Below are 20464 nucleotides of genomic sequence, written 5' to 3'. Positions count from 1 at the left end.
GAGGCAGATGGTGAACGAGGACAAGCTCCGCGACTACCTCAAGCGGGTGACCGCCGAGCTGCACCAGACCCGGCAGCGGCTGCGGGACGCCGAGAGCCGCGCCCAGGAGCCGATCGCGATCGTGGCGATGAGCTGCCGCTACCCCGGCGGCGTCGCCGCGCCGGACGACCTGTGGCGGCTCGTCGCCGACGGCACCGACGCGATCACGCCGTTCCCGTCCGACCGGGGCTGGAACATCGAGGACCTGTACGACCCGGACCCGCACAAGATCGGGACGTCCTACGCCCGGCACGGCGGATTCCTGCACGACGCCGCCGAGTTCGACCCGGACTTCTTCGGCATCAACTTCCGCGAGGCGCAGGCCGTCGACCCGCAGCAGCGCATCCTGCTGGAGCTGGCGTGGGAGGCGATCGAACGCGCGGGCATCGACCCGCTCGCGCTGAACGGCAGCCACACCGGCGTCTACACCGGCGTCATGTACGACGACTACGGCGCCCGGCTCAGCCCCGCGCCGCAGCCGTACGAGGGGTACATCGCGACGGGCAGCGCGACGAGCGTCGCGTCCGGCCGGATCAGCTACACGCTCGGGCTGCACGGACCGGCGATCACGATCGACACGGCGTGCTCGTCGTCGCTGGTCGCGCTGCACCTGGCGTCCCAGGCGCTGCACAACCACGAGATCGAGCTGGCGCTCGCGGGCGGCGTCACGCTGATGGCGACGCCGGACCTGTTCGTGGAGTTCAGCCGGCAGCAGGGCCTCGCGCCCGACGGCCGGTCCAAGCCGTTCGCTGCGGCGGCCAACGGCGTCGGCTGGGGCGAGGGCGCGGGCCTGCTGCTGCTGGAGCGGCTGTCGGACGCGCAGCGCCACGGCCATCCCGTCCTCGCCGTCCTGCGCGGCTCGGCGATCAACCAGGACGGGACGACCAGCCAGATCTCCGCGCCGAACGGGCCGTCCCAGCAGCGCGTCATCCGCGCCGCGCTCGCCGCCGCCGACCTCACCCCCGCCGACGTGGACGCGGTCGAGGCGCACGGCACCGGCACGCGGCTCGGCGACCCGCTGGAGGCGCAGGCGCTCCTGTCCACCTACGGGCAGGGCCGCGAGCACCCGCTGTGGCTCGGGTCGATCAAGTCGAACATCGGGCACACGCAGGCTGCGGCGGGCGTCGCGGGCGTCATCAAGATGGTCGAGGCGATGCGGCACGGCGTCCTGCCGAAGACGCTGCACGTCGACGCGCCCACACCCGAGGTGGACTGGGACGCCGGCCGCGTCGCGCTCCTGGCCGACGCCCGCGACTGGCCCGACGCGGGCCGGGTGCGGCGCGCGGCCGTGTCGTCGTTCGGGATCAGCGGCACGAACGCGCACGTCGTCCTGGAGCAGGCCCCGGCGGTCGAGGACGCGGGGCCGGAGCGTCCGGCGTCCCGGCCGTCGGCGTGGATCATCTCGGCGAAGTCCGCGCCCGCGCTGCGCGACCAGGCCGAGCGGCTGCGCGGCGTGACGGACGCGGACCCGCGCGACGTCGCGCACGCCCTCGCCACCGGGCGCAGCTCCTTCGCGCACCGCGCCGTCGTCGTCGGCCGGGACGAGGCGGAGCTGCGCGCGTCGCTGGCCGCGCTCGCCGCCGAGGAGGACGCGCCGGGCGTCGTGACGGGCGTCGCGGGCGACCCGGGCAAGACGGTGTTCGTGTTCCCGGGTCAGGGTTCGCAGTGGGCGGGTATGGCCGCCGACCTGTACGCGACGAACGCGGTGTTCCGGGAGCACCTGGACCGGTGCGTTCAGGCCCTCAGCCCGTACGTGGCCTGGGACCCGACCGATCTGTCGGCGCTGGAAAGTGTCGACACGGTCCAGCCCGCGCTGTGGGCGATCATGGTGTCGCTGGCCCATCTGTGGCGCGAGTCCGGCGTCCAGCCGCACGCCGTCGTCGGGCACTCGCAGGGCGAGATCGCCGCCGCCTACATCGCCGGGGCGCTGTCGCTGGAGGACGCGGCGGCCGTCGTCGCGCTGCGCAGCAAGACGCTGCTCACCATCACGGGCGACACCACGATGGCGTCGATCCCGCTCGCGGCCGGGGACATCGACCTGCCCGACGGCGCCCACGTCGCCGCCTACAACAGCCCGACGCAGACCGTCATCTCCGGCGACGCGACCGCGCTGCGCGACCTGGTCGAGCGTTACCAGGAGCAGGGAGTGCAAGCCCGGCTCGTTCCTGTGGACTACGCGTCGCACTCGCCGTACGTCGAACCGCTGCGCGACGAACTGCTGGAAGCGCTGAAGGACGTCCGGCCCGTCGCGGCGAAGATCCCGTTCTACTCGACGCTGCACGACGCGTTCATCGACACCACGACCCTCACGGCCGAGTACTGGTACGAGAACCTCCGCCGTCCGGTGCTGCTGCGCCAGGCCGTGGAACACCTGGTCGAATCGGGTCACCGGACGTTCATCGAGTCCAGCCCGCACCCGGTGCTCACCTACCCGCTCCAGCAGATCTCCGAAGACCTGACCGCGCTGCACACCCTGCGCCGCGACCAGGGCGACGAGACGCAGTTCCTCACCGCGCTCGCCAACGCCCACGCGCACGGCGTGACCGTCGACTGGCCGGCCGTCCTGGACACCGCGTCCGCCCGGCACGTCGAGCTGCCGACCTACCCGTTCCAGCGGCGGCGGCTGTGGCTGGACCCGGTCGCCGACCAGGGCGGCATCGGCGCGGCGGGGCTGCGCCCGGCCGGGCATCCGCTGCTGTCGGCCGTCGTCGCGCTCGCGTCCGGCGAGGGCACGGTCTTCACCGGCCGCGTGTCCGGCCCGGCGGACGAGACGATCGGAAGCACCGCGCTGCTGCCCGCCGGCGCGCTCGCCGACCTCGTCCTGCACGCCGCCGAGCGGGCCGGGCACACGCGCGTGGACGACGTCGTGGTCCACGCGCCGCTGACCGTCCCGGCCGACGGGTCCGCGCAGCTCCAGGTGGCGGTGGCGGACGGCGAGCTGAACGTCCACTCCCGTCCCGTCGCCGACGACGAGCTGCCCTGGACGCACCACGCGACCGCCCGCCTCGGCGCGCCGACCGCGCCCGCCGCGACCGGCTGGCTGCCGCCGGGCGCCGACCCGGTCGACCCGGACGCGATCTACGACCGGCTCGCCGACCGGGACCGCCGCGTCGGCCCGCTCCACCAGACGATCCAGCGGGCCTGGCGGCACGGCGACGACCAGTACGCCGAGGTCGCGCTGCCCGACGACGTGGACCCGTCCGGGCACGCCGTCCACCCCGCGCTGATCGAGGCGGCCTTCCAGCTCGCCTACGCCGCGCACCCCGGCACCGCGCTGCCCGGCGCGCTCGGCGGCGTCGAGGTCCACGCGACGGCCGGCCGGGACCTGCGGCTGCGCGTCTCCCCCGGCCCGGACGGCACCGTCACGGCGGTGTTCACCGACGCCGCGGGCGCGCCCGTCCTGACGATCGAGCGGCTGGCGCTGCGGGCCCCGGCGCCCGGCGAGCTGTCGGCCGCGCCGCGCCGTCCGCTCCACGCGCTGGACTGGTGGGAGGTCGCCGCCCCGGCGGCGCCCGCGACCGGCACGTGGGCGTTCCTGGACGAGATCGCGGGCGACGCGTCCGCGCCCGAAGTGGTGCTCGCGCCGGTCGCGGTGCCGGACGGCGACGTCCCGGCCGCCGCGCACGCGACCGTCCGGCACATGCTGGGCGTGCTCGGGGACTGGCTGGCCGACCAGCGGTTCGCCTCGTCCCGTCTCGTCGTGGTCACCCGGAACGCGACCGGCGCCGCGCCCGACCCCGTCGCGGCGGCGGTGTGGGGGCTGGTGCGGTCCGCGCAGGCGGAGAACCCCGGCGTGTTCACGCTGGTCGACACGGTCGCGGACGTCACCGCCGACGACCTCGCGCCCGCCGTGGCGACCGGCGAACCGCAGCTCGCGTTGCGCCCGGACGGCCTCCGCGTCCCGCGCCTGGCCCCCGCCGAGCCCTCCGGGCCGCTGACCATCAGTGGCACCGTCCTGGTGACGGGCGCGACGGGCGCGCTGGGCGGCCTGGTCGCCCGGCATCTGGTCACCGAGCACGGCGTGAACGATCTGCTGCTCGTCAGCCGACGCGGAGCCGACGCGCCCGGCGCGGCCGAGCTGGAAACCGACCTCACCGCGCTCGGCGCCACGGTTACCTTCGCCGCCTGCGACACCGCCGACCGCGACGCCGTCGCCGCACTCCTGGACGGCCGCGACCTCGGCGCCATCGTCCACACGGCCGGTGTCCTGCGCGACGCCACGCTCGCCGGGCTGACCGACGAGCACGTCGAGCAGGTGCTGCGGCCCAAGGTGGACGCGGCGTGGAACCTGCACGACCTGGCCCCCGAGACGCCGCTGATCCTTTTCTCCTCGCTCGCGGGCGTCCTCGGCAACCCCGGCCAGGCCAACTACGCGGCGGCCAACACGTTCCTGGACGCGCTCGCCCGGCTCCGCGCCGCCGCGGGCCTGCCCGGGACGTCCATCGCCTGGGGCCTGTGGGACGAGCCGGGCGACCTCACCGGCGACCTCTCCGCCACCGACCGCGCCCGCATGGTGAGCGGCGGCGTCGCGGCGCTCGCCCCGGACGAGGGCCTGGCCCTGTTCGATGCGGCACTGGCCGCCGGGCTCCCGGATGTCACCGCCGCCCGGTTCGAGCTGGCGGGTCTGCGCGAGCAGGCCGAGCAGGGGACGCTGCCGCCGGTCCTGCGCGGTCTCGTCCGGACGTCGGCGCGCCGGGCCGCCGCCGGGTCCGCCGCGTTCGCGCAGCGGCTCGCCGGACGGACCGAGGGCGAGCGGCTCGACGTCGTCCTGGACCTGGTCCGGACGACCACCGCCGCCGTCCTGCGCCGTCCCGCCACCGACGCGATCGACGCCGGACGGGCGTTCAAGGAACTGGGCTTCGACTCGCTCACGGCCGTCGAGCTGCGCAACCGGCTCAACGCGTTCACCGGCCTGCGGCTCCCGACGACGCTCGTGTTCGACCACCCGACGCCCGAGTCGCTCGCGGCGCGGCTGCTCGCCGAACTGCTGGACGCGGGTCCCGCCGAGGTCCAGGCCGGCCCCGCCGCGACGGTCGCGGGCGACGACCCGATCGCGGTCGTGGCGATCGGGTGCCGGTTCCCCGGCGACGTCCGGTCGCCCGAGGACCTGTGGCGGGTGCTGGCCGACGAGACCGACGTGATCGGCGAGCTGCCCGAGGACCGGCACTGGGACATCGACGGCCTGTACGACCCCGAGCCCGGCGTCCCCGGCCGCTTCTACGTCAAGCGCGGCGGGTTCGTCTACGACGCGGCCGGGTTCGACGCCGAGTTCTTCGGGATCAGCCCGCGCGAGGCCCTGGCGATGGACCCGCAGCAGCGGCTGCTGCTGGAGGTCGCGTGGGAGGCGTTCGAGCGGGCGTCGATCGACCCGACGTCGCTGCGCGGGTCCCGGACGGGCGTGTTCACCGGCGTCATCGCGCAGGAGTACGCGTCGCCGCTGCGCAAGGTGCCCGACGGCGTCGGCGGCTACTTCCTCACCGGCACGACGACGAGCGTCGCGTCCGGCCGGATCGCCTACAGCCTCGGGCTCGAAGGCCCGGCCGTCACCGTGGACACGGCGTGCTCGTCGTCGCTGGTCGCGCTGCACCTGGCCGCGCAGGCGCTGCGCAGCGGGGAATGCGACCTGGCGCTGGCGGGCGGCGCGACGATCATCGCGAGCCCGAGCATCTTCCTGGAGTTCAGCCGCCAGCGCGGGCTGGCGCCGGACGGCCGGTGCAAGCCGTTCGCCGCGTCCGCCGACGGCACCGGCTGGGCCGAGGGCGCCGGGCTGTTGCTCCTGGAGCGGCTCTCGGACGCCGAGCGCAACGGCCACGAGGTGCTGGCGGTCGTCTCGGGGACGGCCGTGAACCAGGACGGCGCGTCCAACGGCCTCACCGCGCCGAACGGGCCGTCCCAGCAGCGCGTGATCCGCCAGGCCCTCGCCAACGCGCGGCTCACGCCCGCCGAGGTGGACGCCGTCGAGGCCCACGGCACCGGAACCACGCTCGGCGACCCGATCGAGGCGCAGGCGCTTCTCGCCACGTACGGGCAGGAGCGCGAGACGCCGCTGCTGCTCGGCGCCGTGAAGTCGAACATCGGGCACACGCAGGCGGCGGCGGGCGTCGCGGGCGTCATCAAGATGATCGAGGCGATGCGGCGCGGCCGGGTGCCGAAGACCCTGCACGTCGACACGCCGAGCCCGCACGTCGACTGGGAGTCCGGACGGGTCGCGCTAGTGGACGCCGCGTGCGACTGGCCGGAGACGGGACGGCCGCGCCGCGCGGGCGTCTCGGCGTTCGGGATCAGCGGGACGAACGCGCACGTCATCCTCGAACAGGCCCCCGTGAAGACCGCCGAGCCCGCCGCCGCGCCGCCCGCGCTGCCGTTCCTGCTGTCGGCGAAGACCGCGCAGGCGGTGCGGGACCAGGCCGTCCACCTGCGGGACCGGCTCGCCGCCGACCCGGACGCCGACCTGGCCGCCGTCGCCCGCGCGCTGCGCGCCCGCGCCGTGTTCGACCACCGCGCGGTCGTCGTCGGCGACGACCGGGAGTCGTTGCTGTCCGGCCTGGACGCGGTCGACGTCGGCGTGCCGGGCGGGAAGCTCGCGTTCCTGTTCACGGGCCAGGGCAGCCAGCGTCCCGAAATGGGCCGCGAACTCTACGACGCCTATCCGGTGTTCGCCGAGGCTTTGGACGCCGTTCTCGACCGGATCGACCTGCCGCTCAAGGAGGTCATGTTCGGCAACGATCTGCGGCTGAACGACACGCAGTACACGCAGACGTCGCTGTTCGCGCTGGAAGTGGCGCTGTTCCGCCTGTTCGAGTCCTGGGGTGTGAAGCCGGACCACCTGCTCGGCCATTCCATCGGGGAACTCGCCGCTGCGCACGTGGCGGGCGTCCTGGACCTCGACGACGCCTGCACGCTGGTCGCGGCCCGCGCCAGGCTGATGCAGAGCCTCCCGCCGGGCGGCGCGATGATCGCCGTCCAGGCCACCGAGGAAGAGGTCCTCCCGCACCTCAACGACGCCGTTTCCATCGCGGCGGTGAACGGGCCGAAGTCCGTCGTCATCTCCGGCGACGAGACGGCGGCCGACGAGATCGCGCGGCATTTCAAGGCGCGGCGCCTGACCGTCAGCCACGCCTTCCACTCGCCGCTCATGGACCCGATCCTGGACGAATTCCGCGCCATCGCCGCCGCGCTCACCTACCGCGCGCCGGAGATCCCGATCGCGACGAACACGGCCGGCGACGTGAGCACCGCCGAGTACTGGACGGACCACATCCGCAACGCCGTCCGCTTCCACGACGGCCTGCTCGAACTGCACGCGCACGGCGTCACGACGTTCCTCGAACTCGGCCCCGACCCCGTCCTGTCGACGCTCGCCAGCACCGCGCTCGGCGACGCGACGGCCGTCGCCGCGCTCCGCCGCGACCACCCCGAGCCGCTCACCGCGCTCACCGCGCTCGGCGCCGCGCACGCCCACGGCGCCCGCGTCGACTGGGACGCGGTGCTCGGCGCGGGCCCGGCCCCGTACGTGGAGGTGCCGACCTACCCGTTCCAGCGCACGCCGTACTGGCTGGACGCGCCCATGACGCCCGCCGCCGCGGCCGACCTCGGCCTCGGCGACGCCGAGCACCCGCTGCTCGGCGCGGCCGTCGAACTCGCCGACGACGGCGGCACGTTGTTCACCGGCCTGCTGTCGCTGCGGACGCAGCCGTGGATCGAGGACCACACGATCGGCGCGGCTCCGCTGCTGCCCGCGACCGCCTACGTGGACCTCGCGCTGCACGCGGCGCACCACGTCGGCGTCGAGCAGGTCGCCGAGCTGACGCTGCACGCGCCGCTGCCGCTGCCCGAGCACGGCGCCGTGCGGATCCAGCTCGCGGTGGCCCCGGACGGGGCGTTCACGATCCACTCCCGTCCCGCCGACGACGAGGGCCGGCCGTGGACGCGGCACGCGACCGGGCTCCTCACCGGAGCGGCGGAGCCCGTCGAAACCCCGCCGGTCCCGGTGTGGCCGCCGACGGACGCGTCCCGCCTGGACATCGCGGCCCTCTACGACGACCTCGCGGCCCGCGACTACCACTACGGCCCGCTGTTCCAGGGGTTGCGGGCGGCGTGGCGGGACGACGACGCGGTGTACGCCGAGGTCGTCCTGCCCGCCGACGAGCCGGGCGCGTTCGGGCTGCACCCGGCGCTGCTGGACGCCGCGCTGCACACCGTCGCGCTCGGCGGGCTGCTGCCCGAGCACGAGGGCGGCGACCAGGTGTGGCTGCCGTTCGCGTGGTCGGACGTGACGCTGCACGCCGTCGGCGCGACCGCGGTCCGGGTCCGCACCGCCGCCACCGGGCGGCCCGGCCAGGTCACGCTGACCGTCACCGATCAGGCCGGGACCCCGGTCGCCGACATCGGCGCGGTGCAGTTCCGCGCGACGGCCGCCGACCAGATCGCGCCCGTCCGCACCGGCGGGGACGCGCAGGTCCACGAGATCGAGTGGGGCCCGGCCGGGTCCGTCCCGGCGGCGGCGCCGGACGGCTGGGCGGTCCTGGCCCCCGGCGCCCCCGGCCCGTTCACCCCGTACGCCGACCTCGCCGCGCTGCGGGCCGCGCTGGACGACGGCGCCGACGTCCCGCCGACCGTCCTGCTCCCGCTCGACCCGACCGGGGACGCCGACCCGCTCGCCGCCGCGCACGACCTCACCGCCGCGCTGCTCGGCACGCTGCGCGCGTGGCTGGACGACCCCCGGCTGGACGACGCGCGGCTGGCCGTGATCACCCGCGACGGCGACCTGGCGCACGCGCCGCTGTGGGGGCTGACCCGCACCGCGCAGACCGAGCACCCGGGACGGTTCGTCCTGGTCGGCACGGACGGCACGGACCCGTCCCTGGCCGCGATCCCCGCCGCGCTGGCGACGGGCGAACCGCAGCTCCTCGTCCGGGGCGGCGAACCCCGCACGCCCCGCCTCGCCCCGGCGCGGCAGGACACGCCGCTCACGCTCGACCCCGGCGCCGCCGTCCTCATCACCGGCGGCACCGGCGCCCTCGGCGGGCTGCTGGCCCGGCACCTCGTCACCGAGCACGGCATCCGGCACCTGGTGCTGGTCAGCCGGCGCGGCCACGCGACCGACGGCGCGATCGAGCTGGAGGCCGAGCTGACCGCGCACGGCGCGGACGTCACGATCGCCGCCTGCGACACCGCCGACCGGGCCGCCCTGGCCGGGCTGCTGGAGTCGCTGGACGTGCCGCTCGGCGCGGTCGTCCACGCGGCGGGCGTGCTGGACGACGGCGTCCTCACCGCGCTCACCTCCGAGCGGCTCGCGACCGTCCTGCGGCCGAAGATCGACGCGGCGTGGAACTTCCACACGCTCGTCCCGGACACGCCGCTGGTGCTGTTCTCGGCGCTCGCGGGCGTCCTCGGCAACGCAGGGCAGGCCAACTACGCCGCCGCGAACACGTTCCTCGACGCGCTGGCCCGGCACCGCAGGGACGCCGGGCTGCCCGCCGTCAGCCTCGCCTGGGGCCTGTGGGACAAGGCGGGCGCGATGGCCGACCGGCTGGACGACGGCGACCGCGCCCGCATCGCCCGCGCCGGGATCGTCCCGCTCACCGCCGAACGCGGGCTGGCGCTGTTCGACGCCGCGCTCGACGCGGGCCGGGCGGCGGTCGTGACGGCCGGGTTCGACGCGGCGACGCTGCGCGAGCGCGGGGACGCGCTGCCGCCGCTGCTGCGCGGGCTCGTCCGGCGGCGTCCGCAGCGCCGCGCCGCCGAGGCCGCGCCCGCCGCGGTGTCGCTCGCCGGCCAGCTCGCCGAGCTGCCCGCCGACGAGCGGCGCACGCGGGTCCTCGACCTGGTCAACGGCAACGTCGCGGCGGTGCTCGGCATCGCCTCCGCCGACGACGTGGACCCCGGACGGGCGTTCAACGAACTCGGGTTCGACTCGCTGATGGCGGTCGAGCTGCGCAACCGGCTGGGGACCGCCACCGGGCTCCGGCTGCCCGCGACGCTCGTGTTCGACCACCCGTCCCCGCGGGCGCTGGCCGCCGAGCTGCTGACGGAACTGGCGCCCGGCGAGTCCGGCGACGGCGACCTGGAGACCCGGCTGCGGCGGGCGCTCGGCACCGTCCCGCTGACGCGGCTGCGCGACGCGGGCGTGCTGGACGCGCTGCTGCGGCTGACCGACCTGGCCGAGCCCGCCGCGTCCGGCGAGGACGCCGACGTGGACGACATGGACACCGACGAACTGATCCGCCTGGCCCTGGGCGACGACTCAGCGGCCTGACCGAAGACGAGCGAGGGGATCTCGAATGGCCTCATCCGACGCGAAGGTCGTCGAGGCGCTGCGCACCTCCCTGAAGGAGGTCGAGCGGTTGCGCAAGGAGAACCGGCAGCTCGTCGGCGCCGCCACCGAGCCGGTGGCGATCGTCGCGATGAGCTGCCGGTATCCGGGCGGTGTGCGCGAGCCGGGCGACCTGTGGCGGCTGGTGGCGGACGGCCGGGACGCGATCTCGGCGTTCCCCGGCGACCGCGGCTGGGACGTCGACGGCCTCTACCACCCCGACCCCGACCACCTCGGCACGTCCTACACGCGCGAGGGCGGGTTCCTCGCCGACGCCACCGGGTTCGATCCGGACTTCTTCGGCATCTCGCCGCGTGAGGCCCGCACGATCGACCCGCAGCAGCGGCTGCTGCTGGAGCTGGCGTGGGAGGCGCTGGAGCGCGCGGCGATCCGTCCGGACGGGCTGCGCGGCTCCAAGACCGGCGTCTTCACCGGGATCATGTACTCCGACTACGCGGGCCGCTTCTTGCAGGGCGTCCCCGCCGAGTACGAAGGCTTCATCGGGAACGGGAGCGCGCCGAGCATCGCGTCGGGCCGCGTGGCCTACACGTTCGGGTTCGAGGGCCCGGCGATCACGATCGACACGGCGTGCTCGTCGTCGCTGGTCGCCGTCCACCTCGCCGCGCAGGCGCTGCGCAACGGCGACTGCGACCTCGCGCTCGCGGGCGGCGCGACGGTGCTGTCCTCGCCCGCGCTGTTCATCGAGTTCAGCCGGCAGCGCGGGCTCGCGCCCGACGGCCGGTGCAAGCCGTTCGCGGCGGCGGCCGACGGGACGGCCTGGGGCGAGGGCGCGGGCCTGCTGCTCCTGGAGCGGCTGTCGGACGCCGAGCGCAACGGCCACCCGATCCTCGCCGTCGTGCGCGGCACCGCCGTGAACCAGGACGGCGCGACCAACGGCCTCACCGCGCCGAACGGGCCGTCGCAGCAGCGCGTGATCCGCGCCGCGCTCGCCAACGCGCGGCTCGCGCCCGGCGACATCGACGCGGTGGAGGCGCACGGCACCGGGACCCCGCTCGGCGACCCGATCGAGGCGCAGGCGCTGCTCGCCGCCTACGGGCAGGACCGGACGGCGCCGCTGCGGCTCGGGGCCGTCAAGTCCAACCTCGGGCACACGCAGGCGGCGGCGGGCGTCGCGGGCATCATCAAGATGGTCGAGGCGATGCGGCACGGCGTGCTGCCGAAGACCCTGCACGTGGACGAGCCCAGCGCGCAGGTGGACTGGACGGCGGGCGCCGTCGAGCTGCTGACCGAGAACGCGCCGTGGCCGGAGACCGGGCGTCCGCGCCGGGCGGCCGTGTCGTCCTTCGGGATCAGCGGGACGAACGCCCACGTCATCCTGGAAGAGCGTGCGCAGGACGCCGCCGAGGCGTCGGAGGCGGTGCGCCCGCTGCTGCTGTCGGCCGCGTCGGCCGCCGCGCTGCGCGACCAGGCGGCGCGGCTGCGGCAGGAGTTCGCGCGGCGGCCCGGCCTCGCGGTCGCCGACGCGGCGCTCACGCTCGCCACCGGGCGGACGGCGTTCGCGCACCGCGCCGGGATGGCGGGGGCGTCCCGCGCGGACCTGCTCGCCGGGCTGGACGCGCTGAGCCGGGGCACGCCCGCCGCGCTGACCGTCGAGGGCGGCCCGGTGAAGGGCGGGCTCGCCTTCCTGTTCACCGGCCAGGGCAGCCAGCGCGCCGGAATGGGCCGCGAACTCTACGAGACCTACCCGGTGTTCGCCGAGGCGCTGGACGCGGTATTCGAGCGCATCGACCTGCCGCTCAAGGACGTCATGTTCGGCGCCGATCCGCGTCTGAACGACACCCAATTCACGCAGACCGCGTTGTTCGCGCTGGAAGTCGCGCTCTACCGGCTGTTCGAGTCGTGGGGCGTCAAGCCTGACTACCTGCTCGGCCATTCCATCGGTGAGCTGGCGGCGGCCCACGTCGCCGGGGTCCTGGACGTGGACGACGCCTGCACACTGGTCGCCGCACGCGGCAAGCTGATGCAGAGCCTCCCGGCCGGCGGCGCGATGATCGCCCTCCAGGCCACCGAAGAAGAGGTCGCGCCGCATCTGAACGACGCGGTCTCGATCGCGGCCGTGAACGGGCCGAACTCGATCGTCATCTCCGGCGACGAAGCCGCCGCCGAGGAAATCGCGCAACATTTCAAGGCGAAGCGGCTGACCGTCAGCCACGCCTTCCACTCGCCGCTGATGGACCCGATCCTGGACGAATTCCGGGACGTCGCGTCCACGCTCACCTACAACGAACCGAAGATCCCCATCGCGGCGAACACGACCGGCGACATCACCACGCCCGACTACTGGGTGCGGCACATCCGCGACGCCGTCCGCTTCCACGACGGCCTGCGCGAACTCCAGGCGCAGGGCGTCGGCGCGTATCTGGAGATCGGCCCGGACGCCGTCCTCGCCACGCTCGCCGACGGCCCGGCCGTGTCCGCGCTGAGCCGCAAGCAGCCCGACGGCGTCGCGCTGCACCGGGCGCTCGCGCACCTGTTCGTCCACGGCGTCGCGGCGGACTGGGCGGCCGTGTTCGCGGGCGGACGCCCCGTCGAGCTGCCCACCTACGCCTTCCAGCACGAACGCTTCTGGCTCGACGCGCCCACCGGGACGGGCGACCCGGCCGGGCTCGGGCTCCACGCGGCCGAGCACCCGCTGCTGCGCGCCGTCGTCGAGCCCGCCGGGACCGAGGAGCTGCTGTTCACCGGCACGGTCTCGCTCCGCGACCAACCGTGGCTCGCCGACCACCGCATCGCCGGCGCGACGATCGTGCCGGGCACCGCGCTTGTCGAACTGGCCCTGCACGCGGGACGCCGCGCGGACGCGCCGCACCTCGCCGACCTCGTCCTGGAGGCGCCGCTGACGGTCGCCGACGGCCCGGTCCGGCTCCAGGTCGCGGTCGGCGCCCCGGACGGCGACGGACGCCGCGACCTCGCCGTCCACTCCCGCGCCGACGGCGACTGGATCCGGCACGCCACCGGCACGCTCGCCCCCGAGGCCGCGCGCGGCGGCGTCCCCGAGACGGCGTGGCCGCCGCGGGACGCGACGCCCGTGGACGTCGCCGGCTTCTACGACGGGCTCGCCGACGCCGGCTACGAGTACGGCCCGGTGTTCCAGGGCCTGCGCGCCGCGTGGCGGCGGGACGACGCGGTGTTCGCCGAGGTCGACCTGCCCGCCGACCACCCGGCCGAAGGCTTCGCCGTCCACCCGGCGCTGCTCGACGCCGCCCTGCACGCCCTCTCGCTCACCGCCGGGGACGACCGGACGACCCGCGTCCCGTTCGCGTGGAGCGATATCGCGCTGCACCGGGCCGCGTCCCGCACGCTGCGGGTCCGGCTCGCGCCCGCCGGGAACGACGCCTACGCGCTGGACGTCGCCGACGAGACCGGCGCCCCCGTCGCGTCCGTGCGGGCCGTCGCCCTGCGCGCGGCGGCGGCCGCCGCGTCGCCGCTGGACTCGGCGCTGTTCCGGGTCGAGTGGACGCCGGTCCCGGTCCCGTCCGGCGGCGCGCACGACCACGTGGTCGCCCCGCCCCTGGACGGCGGCGACGACGTCGTCACCGCCACGCACGCGGCGACACGGCACGTGCTGCGGCTCGTGCGGGACTGGCTCACCGAGGACCGTCCCCGGCTCGTGTTCGTCACCGAGAACGCGACCGGCGCCGCGCCCGACCCGGTCGCGGCGGCGGTCTGGGGGTTCGTGCGCTCCGCGCAGGCCGAGCACCCGGACCGGTTCGCGCTGGTCGACCTCGACGGCTCGGACGCGTCCCGCGACGCGCTCCCCGCCGCGCTGGCGTCCGACGAGCCGCAGATCGCCGTCCGCGACGGCGACCTGTTCGCGCCGCGCCTGGTCCGCGCGACCGTCCCGGCCGAGCCGGGCGCGCTCGCCGACGGAACAGTCCTGGTGACGGGCGCGACGGGCGCGCTCGGCGCGCTCATCGCCCGGCGGCTCGTGACCCGGCACGGCGTCCGGGACCTGCTGCTCGTCAGCCGCCGCGGGGCCGACGCCCCGGGCGCGGCGGAGCTGGAGGCCGAGCTGACCGCGCTCGGCGCGGCCGTCACCGTCGCCGCCTGCGACGTCGCCGAACCCGCCGCGCTCGCCGCGCTGCTGGACGGCCGGGAACTCGCCGCCGTCGTCCACACCGCCGGCGTGCTGCGCGACGCGACGGTCGGCACCCTCACCGCCGACGACCTCGACACCGTCCTGCGTCCCAAGGTGGACGCCGCCTGGAACCTGCACCGGCTGCTGCCCGGCACGCCGCTGGTGCTGTTCTCCTCGCTCGCCGGGCTGCTCGGCGGGCCCGGCCAGGCCAACTACGCCGCCGCGAACACCTTCCTGGACGCCCTCGCGCAACTCCGCCGCGCACACGGGCAGCCCGCCGTCAGCCTCGCCTGGGGCCTGTGGGACCACGGCATGGCCGAGCAGGCGGCGCCGCGTCCGCGCGGCGGGATCACCGTCCTCGCCGAGGACGACGCGCTGGAGCTGTTCGACCGGACGTTCACCGGCGCCGAACCCGTCCTCGCGCCCGCCCGGTTCGACTTCGCCGCGCTGCGCGCCGGGGGCGGGGACGTCCCGGCCGTGCTGCGCTCGCTCGTCCGGACCCCGGCGCGCCGGGCCGGGGCGGGCGGCGCCGACCTCGCGCGGCACGTCGCGGCGAGCCCCGAGGCCGACCGGCTCGGGATCGTGCTGGACGCGGTGCGCGGCGTCGTCGCCGCCGTGCTCGGCCACACGTCCGGCGAGCGCGTCGAGGCCGACCGGGCGTTCAAGGACCTCGGCTTCGACTCGCTGATGGCCGTCGAGCTGCGGAACCGGCTGAACGTCCTCACCGGGCTGCGGCTCCCCGCGACGCTCGTGTTCGACCACCCGACGTCGGAGGCGCTGGCCGGGCACGTCCGGGACGAACTGCTCGGCGAGGCCCCGCAGGACGCGCCGGTCGCCGTCGCGACGGCCGCGCACGACGAGCCGATCGCGATCGTGTCGATGGCGTGCCGGTTCCCCGGCGACGTGACGTCGCCCGAGGAGCTGTGGGACCTGGTCGCGGGCGGCGCGGACGCCGTCACGACGTTCCCGTCCGACCGGGGCTGGGACCTGGAGCGCCTCTACGACCCCGACCCCGCGCACACCGGGACGTCCTACACCCGCGAGGGCGGCTTCCTGCACCGGGCGGCCGACTTCGACGCCGACTTCTTCGGCATCAGCGACCGCGAGGCGCAGGCCACCGACCCGCAGCACCGCATCCTGCTGGAACTGGCGTGGGAGGCGATCGAACGCGCGGGCATCGCGGCCGGGTCGCTGAGCGGCAGCCGCACCGGCGTGTTCACCGGGCTCATGTACGACGACTACGGCGCCCGGCTGACGCCCGCGCCGCAGCCGTTCGAGGGCTACATCGGGACGGGCAGCGCGTCCAGCATCGCGTCCGGCCGGATCAGCTACACGCTCGGCCTCCAGGGACCGGCGATCACGATCGACACGGCGTGCTCATCGTCGCTGGTCGCGCTGCACCTGGCGGCGCGGGCGCTGCGCGAGGGCGAGTGCGAACTGGCGCTGGCGGGCGGCGTGACCGTCATGGCGACCCCCGCGCTGTTCGTGGAGTTCAGCCGGCAGCGCGGCCTCGCGGCGGACGGCCGGTCCAAGCCGTTCTCGGCGGGCGCGGACGGCGTCGGCTGGGGCGAGGGCGCGGGCCTGCTGCTGCTGGAGCGGCTGTCGGACGCGCGGCGCAACGGGCACCCGGTGCTCGCGGTCGTCCGGGGCTCGGCGATCAACCAGGACGGCGCGTCCAACGGGCTGACGGCGCCGAACGGGCCGTCCCAGCAGCGCGTCATCCGCCAGGCGCTCGCCAACGCGCGCCTCTCGACCACGGACGTGGACGCCGTCGAGGCGCACGGCACCGGCACGACGCTGGGCGACCCGATCGAGGCGCAGGCGCTGCTCGCCACGTACGGGCGGGAGCGCGAGGAGCCGCTGTGGCTCGGGTCGATCAAGTCCAACATCGGGCACACGCAGGCCGCCGCCGGAGTCGCGGGGATCATCAAGATGGTCGAGGCCATGCGGCACGGCGTCCTGCCGAAGACCCTGCACATCGACGCGCCCAGCCCCGAGGTGGACTGGGACGCGGGCGCGGTGTCGCTGCTGATGGACGAGGTGCCGTGGCCGGAGACCGGGCGTCCGCGCCGCGCGGCCGTGTCGTCCTTCGGCATCAGCGGGACGAACGCGCACGTCATCATCGAGCAGCCGCCCGCCGCCGAGCCGGCGGCCCCGGCCGCGCCCGCCGGGCCGCTGCCGCTGCCGCTGTCGGCCAAGGACCCGGCGGCGCTCCGGGCGCAGGCCGCGCTGCTCGCCGAGCGGCTGGACGACCCGGCCGCGCTCGTCCACGCGCAGACCGTCGGGCGCGACACGTTCGACCACCGGGCCGTCGTGGTCGGCGGCTCGGCCGACGCGCTCCGGGACGGGCTGCTCGCGCTCTCCCGCGACGAGGCCGCCGAGCACGTGGTGTCCGGGGTGACGGGCGACCCGGGCAAGACGGTGTTCGTCTTCCCGGGCCAGGGTTCGCAGTGGGCGGGCATGGCCGCCGACCTCTACGCCACCAACCCGATCTTCCGGGAGCACCTGGACCGGTGCGTTCAGGCCCTCAGCCCGTACGTGACCTGGGACCCGACCGACCTGTCGGCGCTGGAGAGCGTGGACACCGTGCAGCCCGCGCTTTGGGCGATTATGGTGTCGCTCGCGCACCTGTGGCGGGAGTCCGGCGTCCAGCCGCACGCGGTCATCGGCCACTCGCAGGGCGAGATCGCCGCCGCCTACATCGCGGGCGCGCTCTCGCTGGAGGACGCCGCCGCCGTGGTGGCGCTGCGCAGCAAGACGCTCATCACGATCACCGGCGACACCACGATGGCGTCGATCCCACTGCCCGCCGACGAGATCGCGCTGCCCGACGGCGCGTACGTGGCGGCGTACAACAGCCCGCGCCAGACCGTCGTCTCCGGTGACGCGACCGCGCTGCGGGAGCTGGTCGAGAGGTACCAGGCGGATGGAGTGCAAGCCCGGCTCGTTCCTGTGGATTACGCGTCGCACTCGCCGTACGTCGAGCCGCTGCGCGACGAGCTGCTGGAAGCGCTCAAGGGCATCAAGCCGGTCGAGGCGAAGATCCCGTTCTACTCGACGCTGCACAACGCGTTCATCGACACCACGGCGCTCACCGCCGAGTACTGGTACGAGAACCTGCGGCACCCCGTCCAGCTCCACCAGGCGGTGGAGCACCTGGTCGAGACCGGGCACCGGACGTTCATCGAGTCCAGCCCCCACCCGGTGCTGACGTACCCGCTCCAGCAGATCTCCGAGGACCTGACCGCGCTGCACACCCTGCGGCGGGACAAGGGCGACGACGCCCAGTACCTCACCGCGCTGGCCAACGCCCACGTCCACGGGCTGGCGATCGACTGGCCCGCCGTCCTCACGACCCAGGGCCTCGACACGACCGCGCCGGTCAGCGTCGCCGGACTCCCGACCTACCCGTTCCAGCGGCGCCGCTACTGGCTGGACGCCCCGTCCGGCGCGGGCCGCCCGCGCGACCACGGCCAGGACGACACCGGCCACCCGCTGCTCAGCGCCGCGATCACCACGGCCGACGGCGGCCGGACCGTCCTCACCGGACGGCTCTCGGCGCACGCGCAGCCGTGGCTGGCCGACCACTCCGTCCTGGACGCCGGGGTCGTCCCCCCGGCCGTGCTCGTGGAGCTGGCCCTGCACGCCGCCGACCGCGTGGGCGCGGCGGCCGTCGCCGGCCTCGCGCTCGACGCGCCGCTCGTCCTCCCGCCGACCGGCGCGCACCAGCTCCAGGTCGGCGTGACGGCGGCGGACGGCGGCTGGGAGCTGACCGTCCACGCCCGTCCCGAGCCCGGCGAGGACGACGACGCCCCCGCCTGGACCCGGTACGGGTCCGGCCGCCTCACCGCCGACGCGCCGCCCGTCCCGGCGATGCCCGCCGCGTGGCCGCCCGCCGGCGCCGAGGCCCTGGACCCCGACGAGGTGTACGGCCGCCTCGCCGCCCTCGGCTTCGACCACGGCCCGGTGTTCGCCGGGCTGCGGGCGGCCTGGCGGTCCGGCGACGACCTCTACGCCGAGGTCGCGCTGCCCGAGGACACCGGCGTCGCGGGCTTCGGCCTGCACCCGGCGCTGCTCGACGCGGCGCTGCACCCGGCGCTCACCCCCGCTGGAGACGCGCCGCCGTTCGCGTCAGCGTGGACGGACGTCGCCCTGCACGCGACCGGTGCGACCTACCTGCGCGTCCACCTCGCGCGTACCGGCGACGGGTTCGCGGTCGCCCTCGCCGACACGTCCGGCACGCCGGTCGCGTCGGCCCGGTCGGTCGCGTTCACCGCGCTGCCTAAAGACGGGCTCGGCCCGGTGGAGGCCCGCTCGGACGCGTCCCTGCTCGCCCTCGACTGGACACCGGTCACGCTGGACGCGTCCGGGACCGTCACCCCGCACACCGTCCCGGTCACCTGGACGGACGTCCGCGAGGCCACCCACCGCACGCTGGACCTGCTCCAGGCCTGGCTGAAGGAGGACCACGCGGCGGACGAACGGCTCGTCTTCGTCGCCGAGGGCGAGGAGACGTTGGCGGGCGCGGCGGTGGAGGGCCTGGTCCGGTCGGCGCAGACCGAGAACCCCGACCGGTTCGTGCTGCTGCGCCACGACGGCCGCCCGGCGTCGGTCGCGGCGGTCCCGGCGGCGCTGGCGACCGGCGAGGCGCAGCTCCGGATCGAGGACGGCACCGCGCACGTGCCCGTCCTCACCCGCGCCCCGGCCGAGCCGAAGCCCGTCGCGTTCGACGGCACCGTGCTCGTCACCGGCGCGACCGGGGCGCTCGGCGCGCTCGTCGCCCGGCACCTGGCGGCGTCCTACGGGGTGAAACGGCTGCTGCTCACCAGCCGGCGCGGCCCGGACGCACCGGGCGCCCGCGAGCTGGAGGCCGAGCTGACCGCGCACGGCGTCGCGGTGACGGTCGCGGCCTGCGACACCGCCGACCGCGACGCGCTCGCCGCGCTGCTGGCCGGCGTCCCGGCCGAGCACCCGCTGGCGGCCGTCGTCCACTCGGCGGGCGTGCTGGACGACGGCGTCCTCACCGCGCTGGACGCCGACCGCGTCGACACGGTCCTGCGGCCGAAGGCCGACGCGGCGTGGAACCTGCACGAGCTGGCGCCCGGCGTCCCGCTGATCCTGTTCTCGTCGCTGGCGGGCACGGTCGGCAGCCCCGGCCAGGCCAACTACGCCGCCGCGAACGCCTACCTGGACGCGCTCGCCCGCCACCGCCACGCACAGGGCCTGCCCGGGACGAGCATCGCGTGGGGCCTCTGGGCGGAGGCCGGCGCGATGACCGAGCAGGCCGACCAATCCCGCATCAACCGGACGGGCATCGGCGCGCTCACCGCCGAGCAGGGCCTCGCGCTGTTCGACGCGGCGCTCGCGGCGGACCGTCCGGTGGTCGCGGCGGCGCGGCTCGTCCCGTCGGCGCTGCGCGCCCAGGCCGCCGAGGGCCTGCTCCCGCCGGTGTTCCGCGGCCTGGTGAAGGGCGTCCGCCGGTCCGCCGCCCCCGCCGCCGCGGCCGACGGCTCCCCGCTCGCCCGGCAGCTCGCGCCGCTGGCCGAGCAGGAGCGGCTGGAGCACCTGCTCGGGCTCGTCCGCCGGACCGTCACCGCCGTGCTCGCGCGCGGCGACGGACGCCAGATCGAGGCCGAGCGGGCGTTCAAGGAGATGGGCTTCGACTCGCTGACCGCCGTCGAGCTGCGCAACCGGCTCGGCACGGCGACGGGCCTGCGGCTGCCCGCGACGCTGGTCTTCGACCACCCGACCCCGGCCGCGCTGACCCGCTTCCTCCACGGCGAGCTGTTCCAGGACGCGGGCGACGACCTGCTCGCCGACCTGGACCGGCTGGAGGCGACGCTGTCCGCGCTGACCGACGACACGGCCCGCGACGGCGCCCTGACCCGCCTGCACGGCCTGCTGCGGCGATTCGAGACCGTCCCGGCGGCCGAGGAGGCCGACCTGGACGCGGTCTCCGACGACGAGCTGTTCGACGCGCTCGACAACGAACTCGGAATGCTCTGACGACC

2 protein-coding genes are annotated in these 20464 nt (G+C 75.8%); both read left to right on the top strand.

The features are described from left to right. The first annotated feature begins 7 nt into the window (after positions 1-7). A complete protein-coding gene (locus BTM25_RS27500) occupies positions 8-10297 on the top strand; it encodes a type I polyketide synthase (RefSeq protein ID WP_103566320.1) in 10290 nt (3429 codons plus the stop codon). 25 nt (positions 10298-10322) lie between these two features. Beyond that, a complete protein-coding gene (locus tag BTM25_RS27495; protein ID WP_103566315.1) occupies positions 10323-20459 on the top strand; it encodes a type I polyketide synthase in 10137 nt (3378 codons plus the stop codon). Positions 20460-20464 lie beyond the last annotated feature (5 nt).

Origin of the sequence: Actinomadura rubteroloni, assembly GCF_002911665.1 — a bacterium.
GTDB lineage: Bacteria > Actinomycetota > Actinomycetes > Streptosporangiales > Streptosporangiaceae > Spirillospora > Spirillospora rubteroloni.
This window is presented reverse-complemented; position numbering and strand designations above follow the sequence as displayed.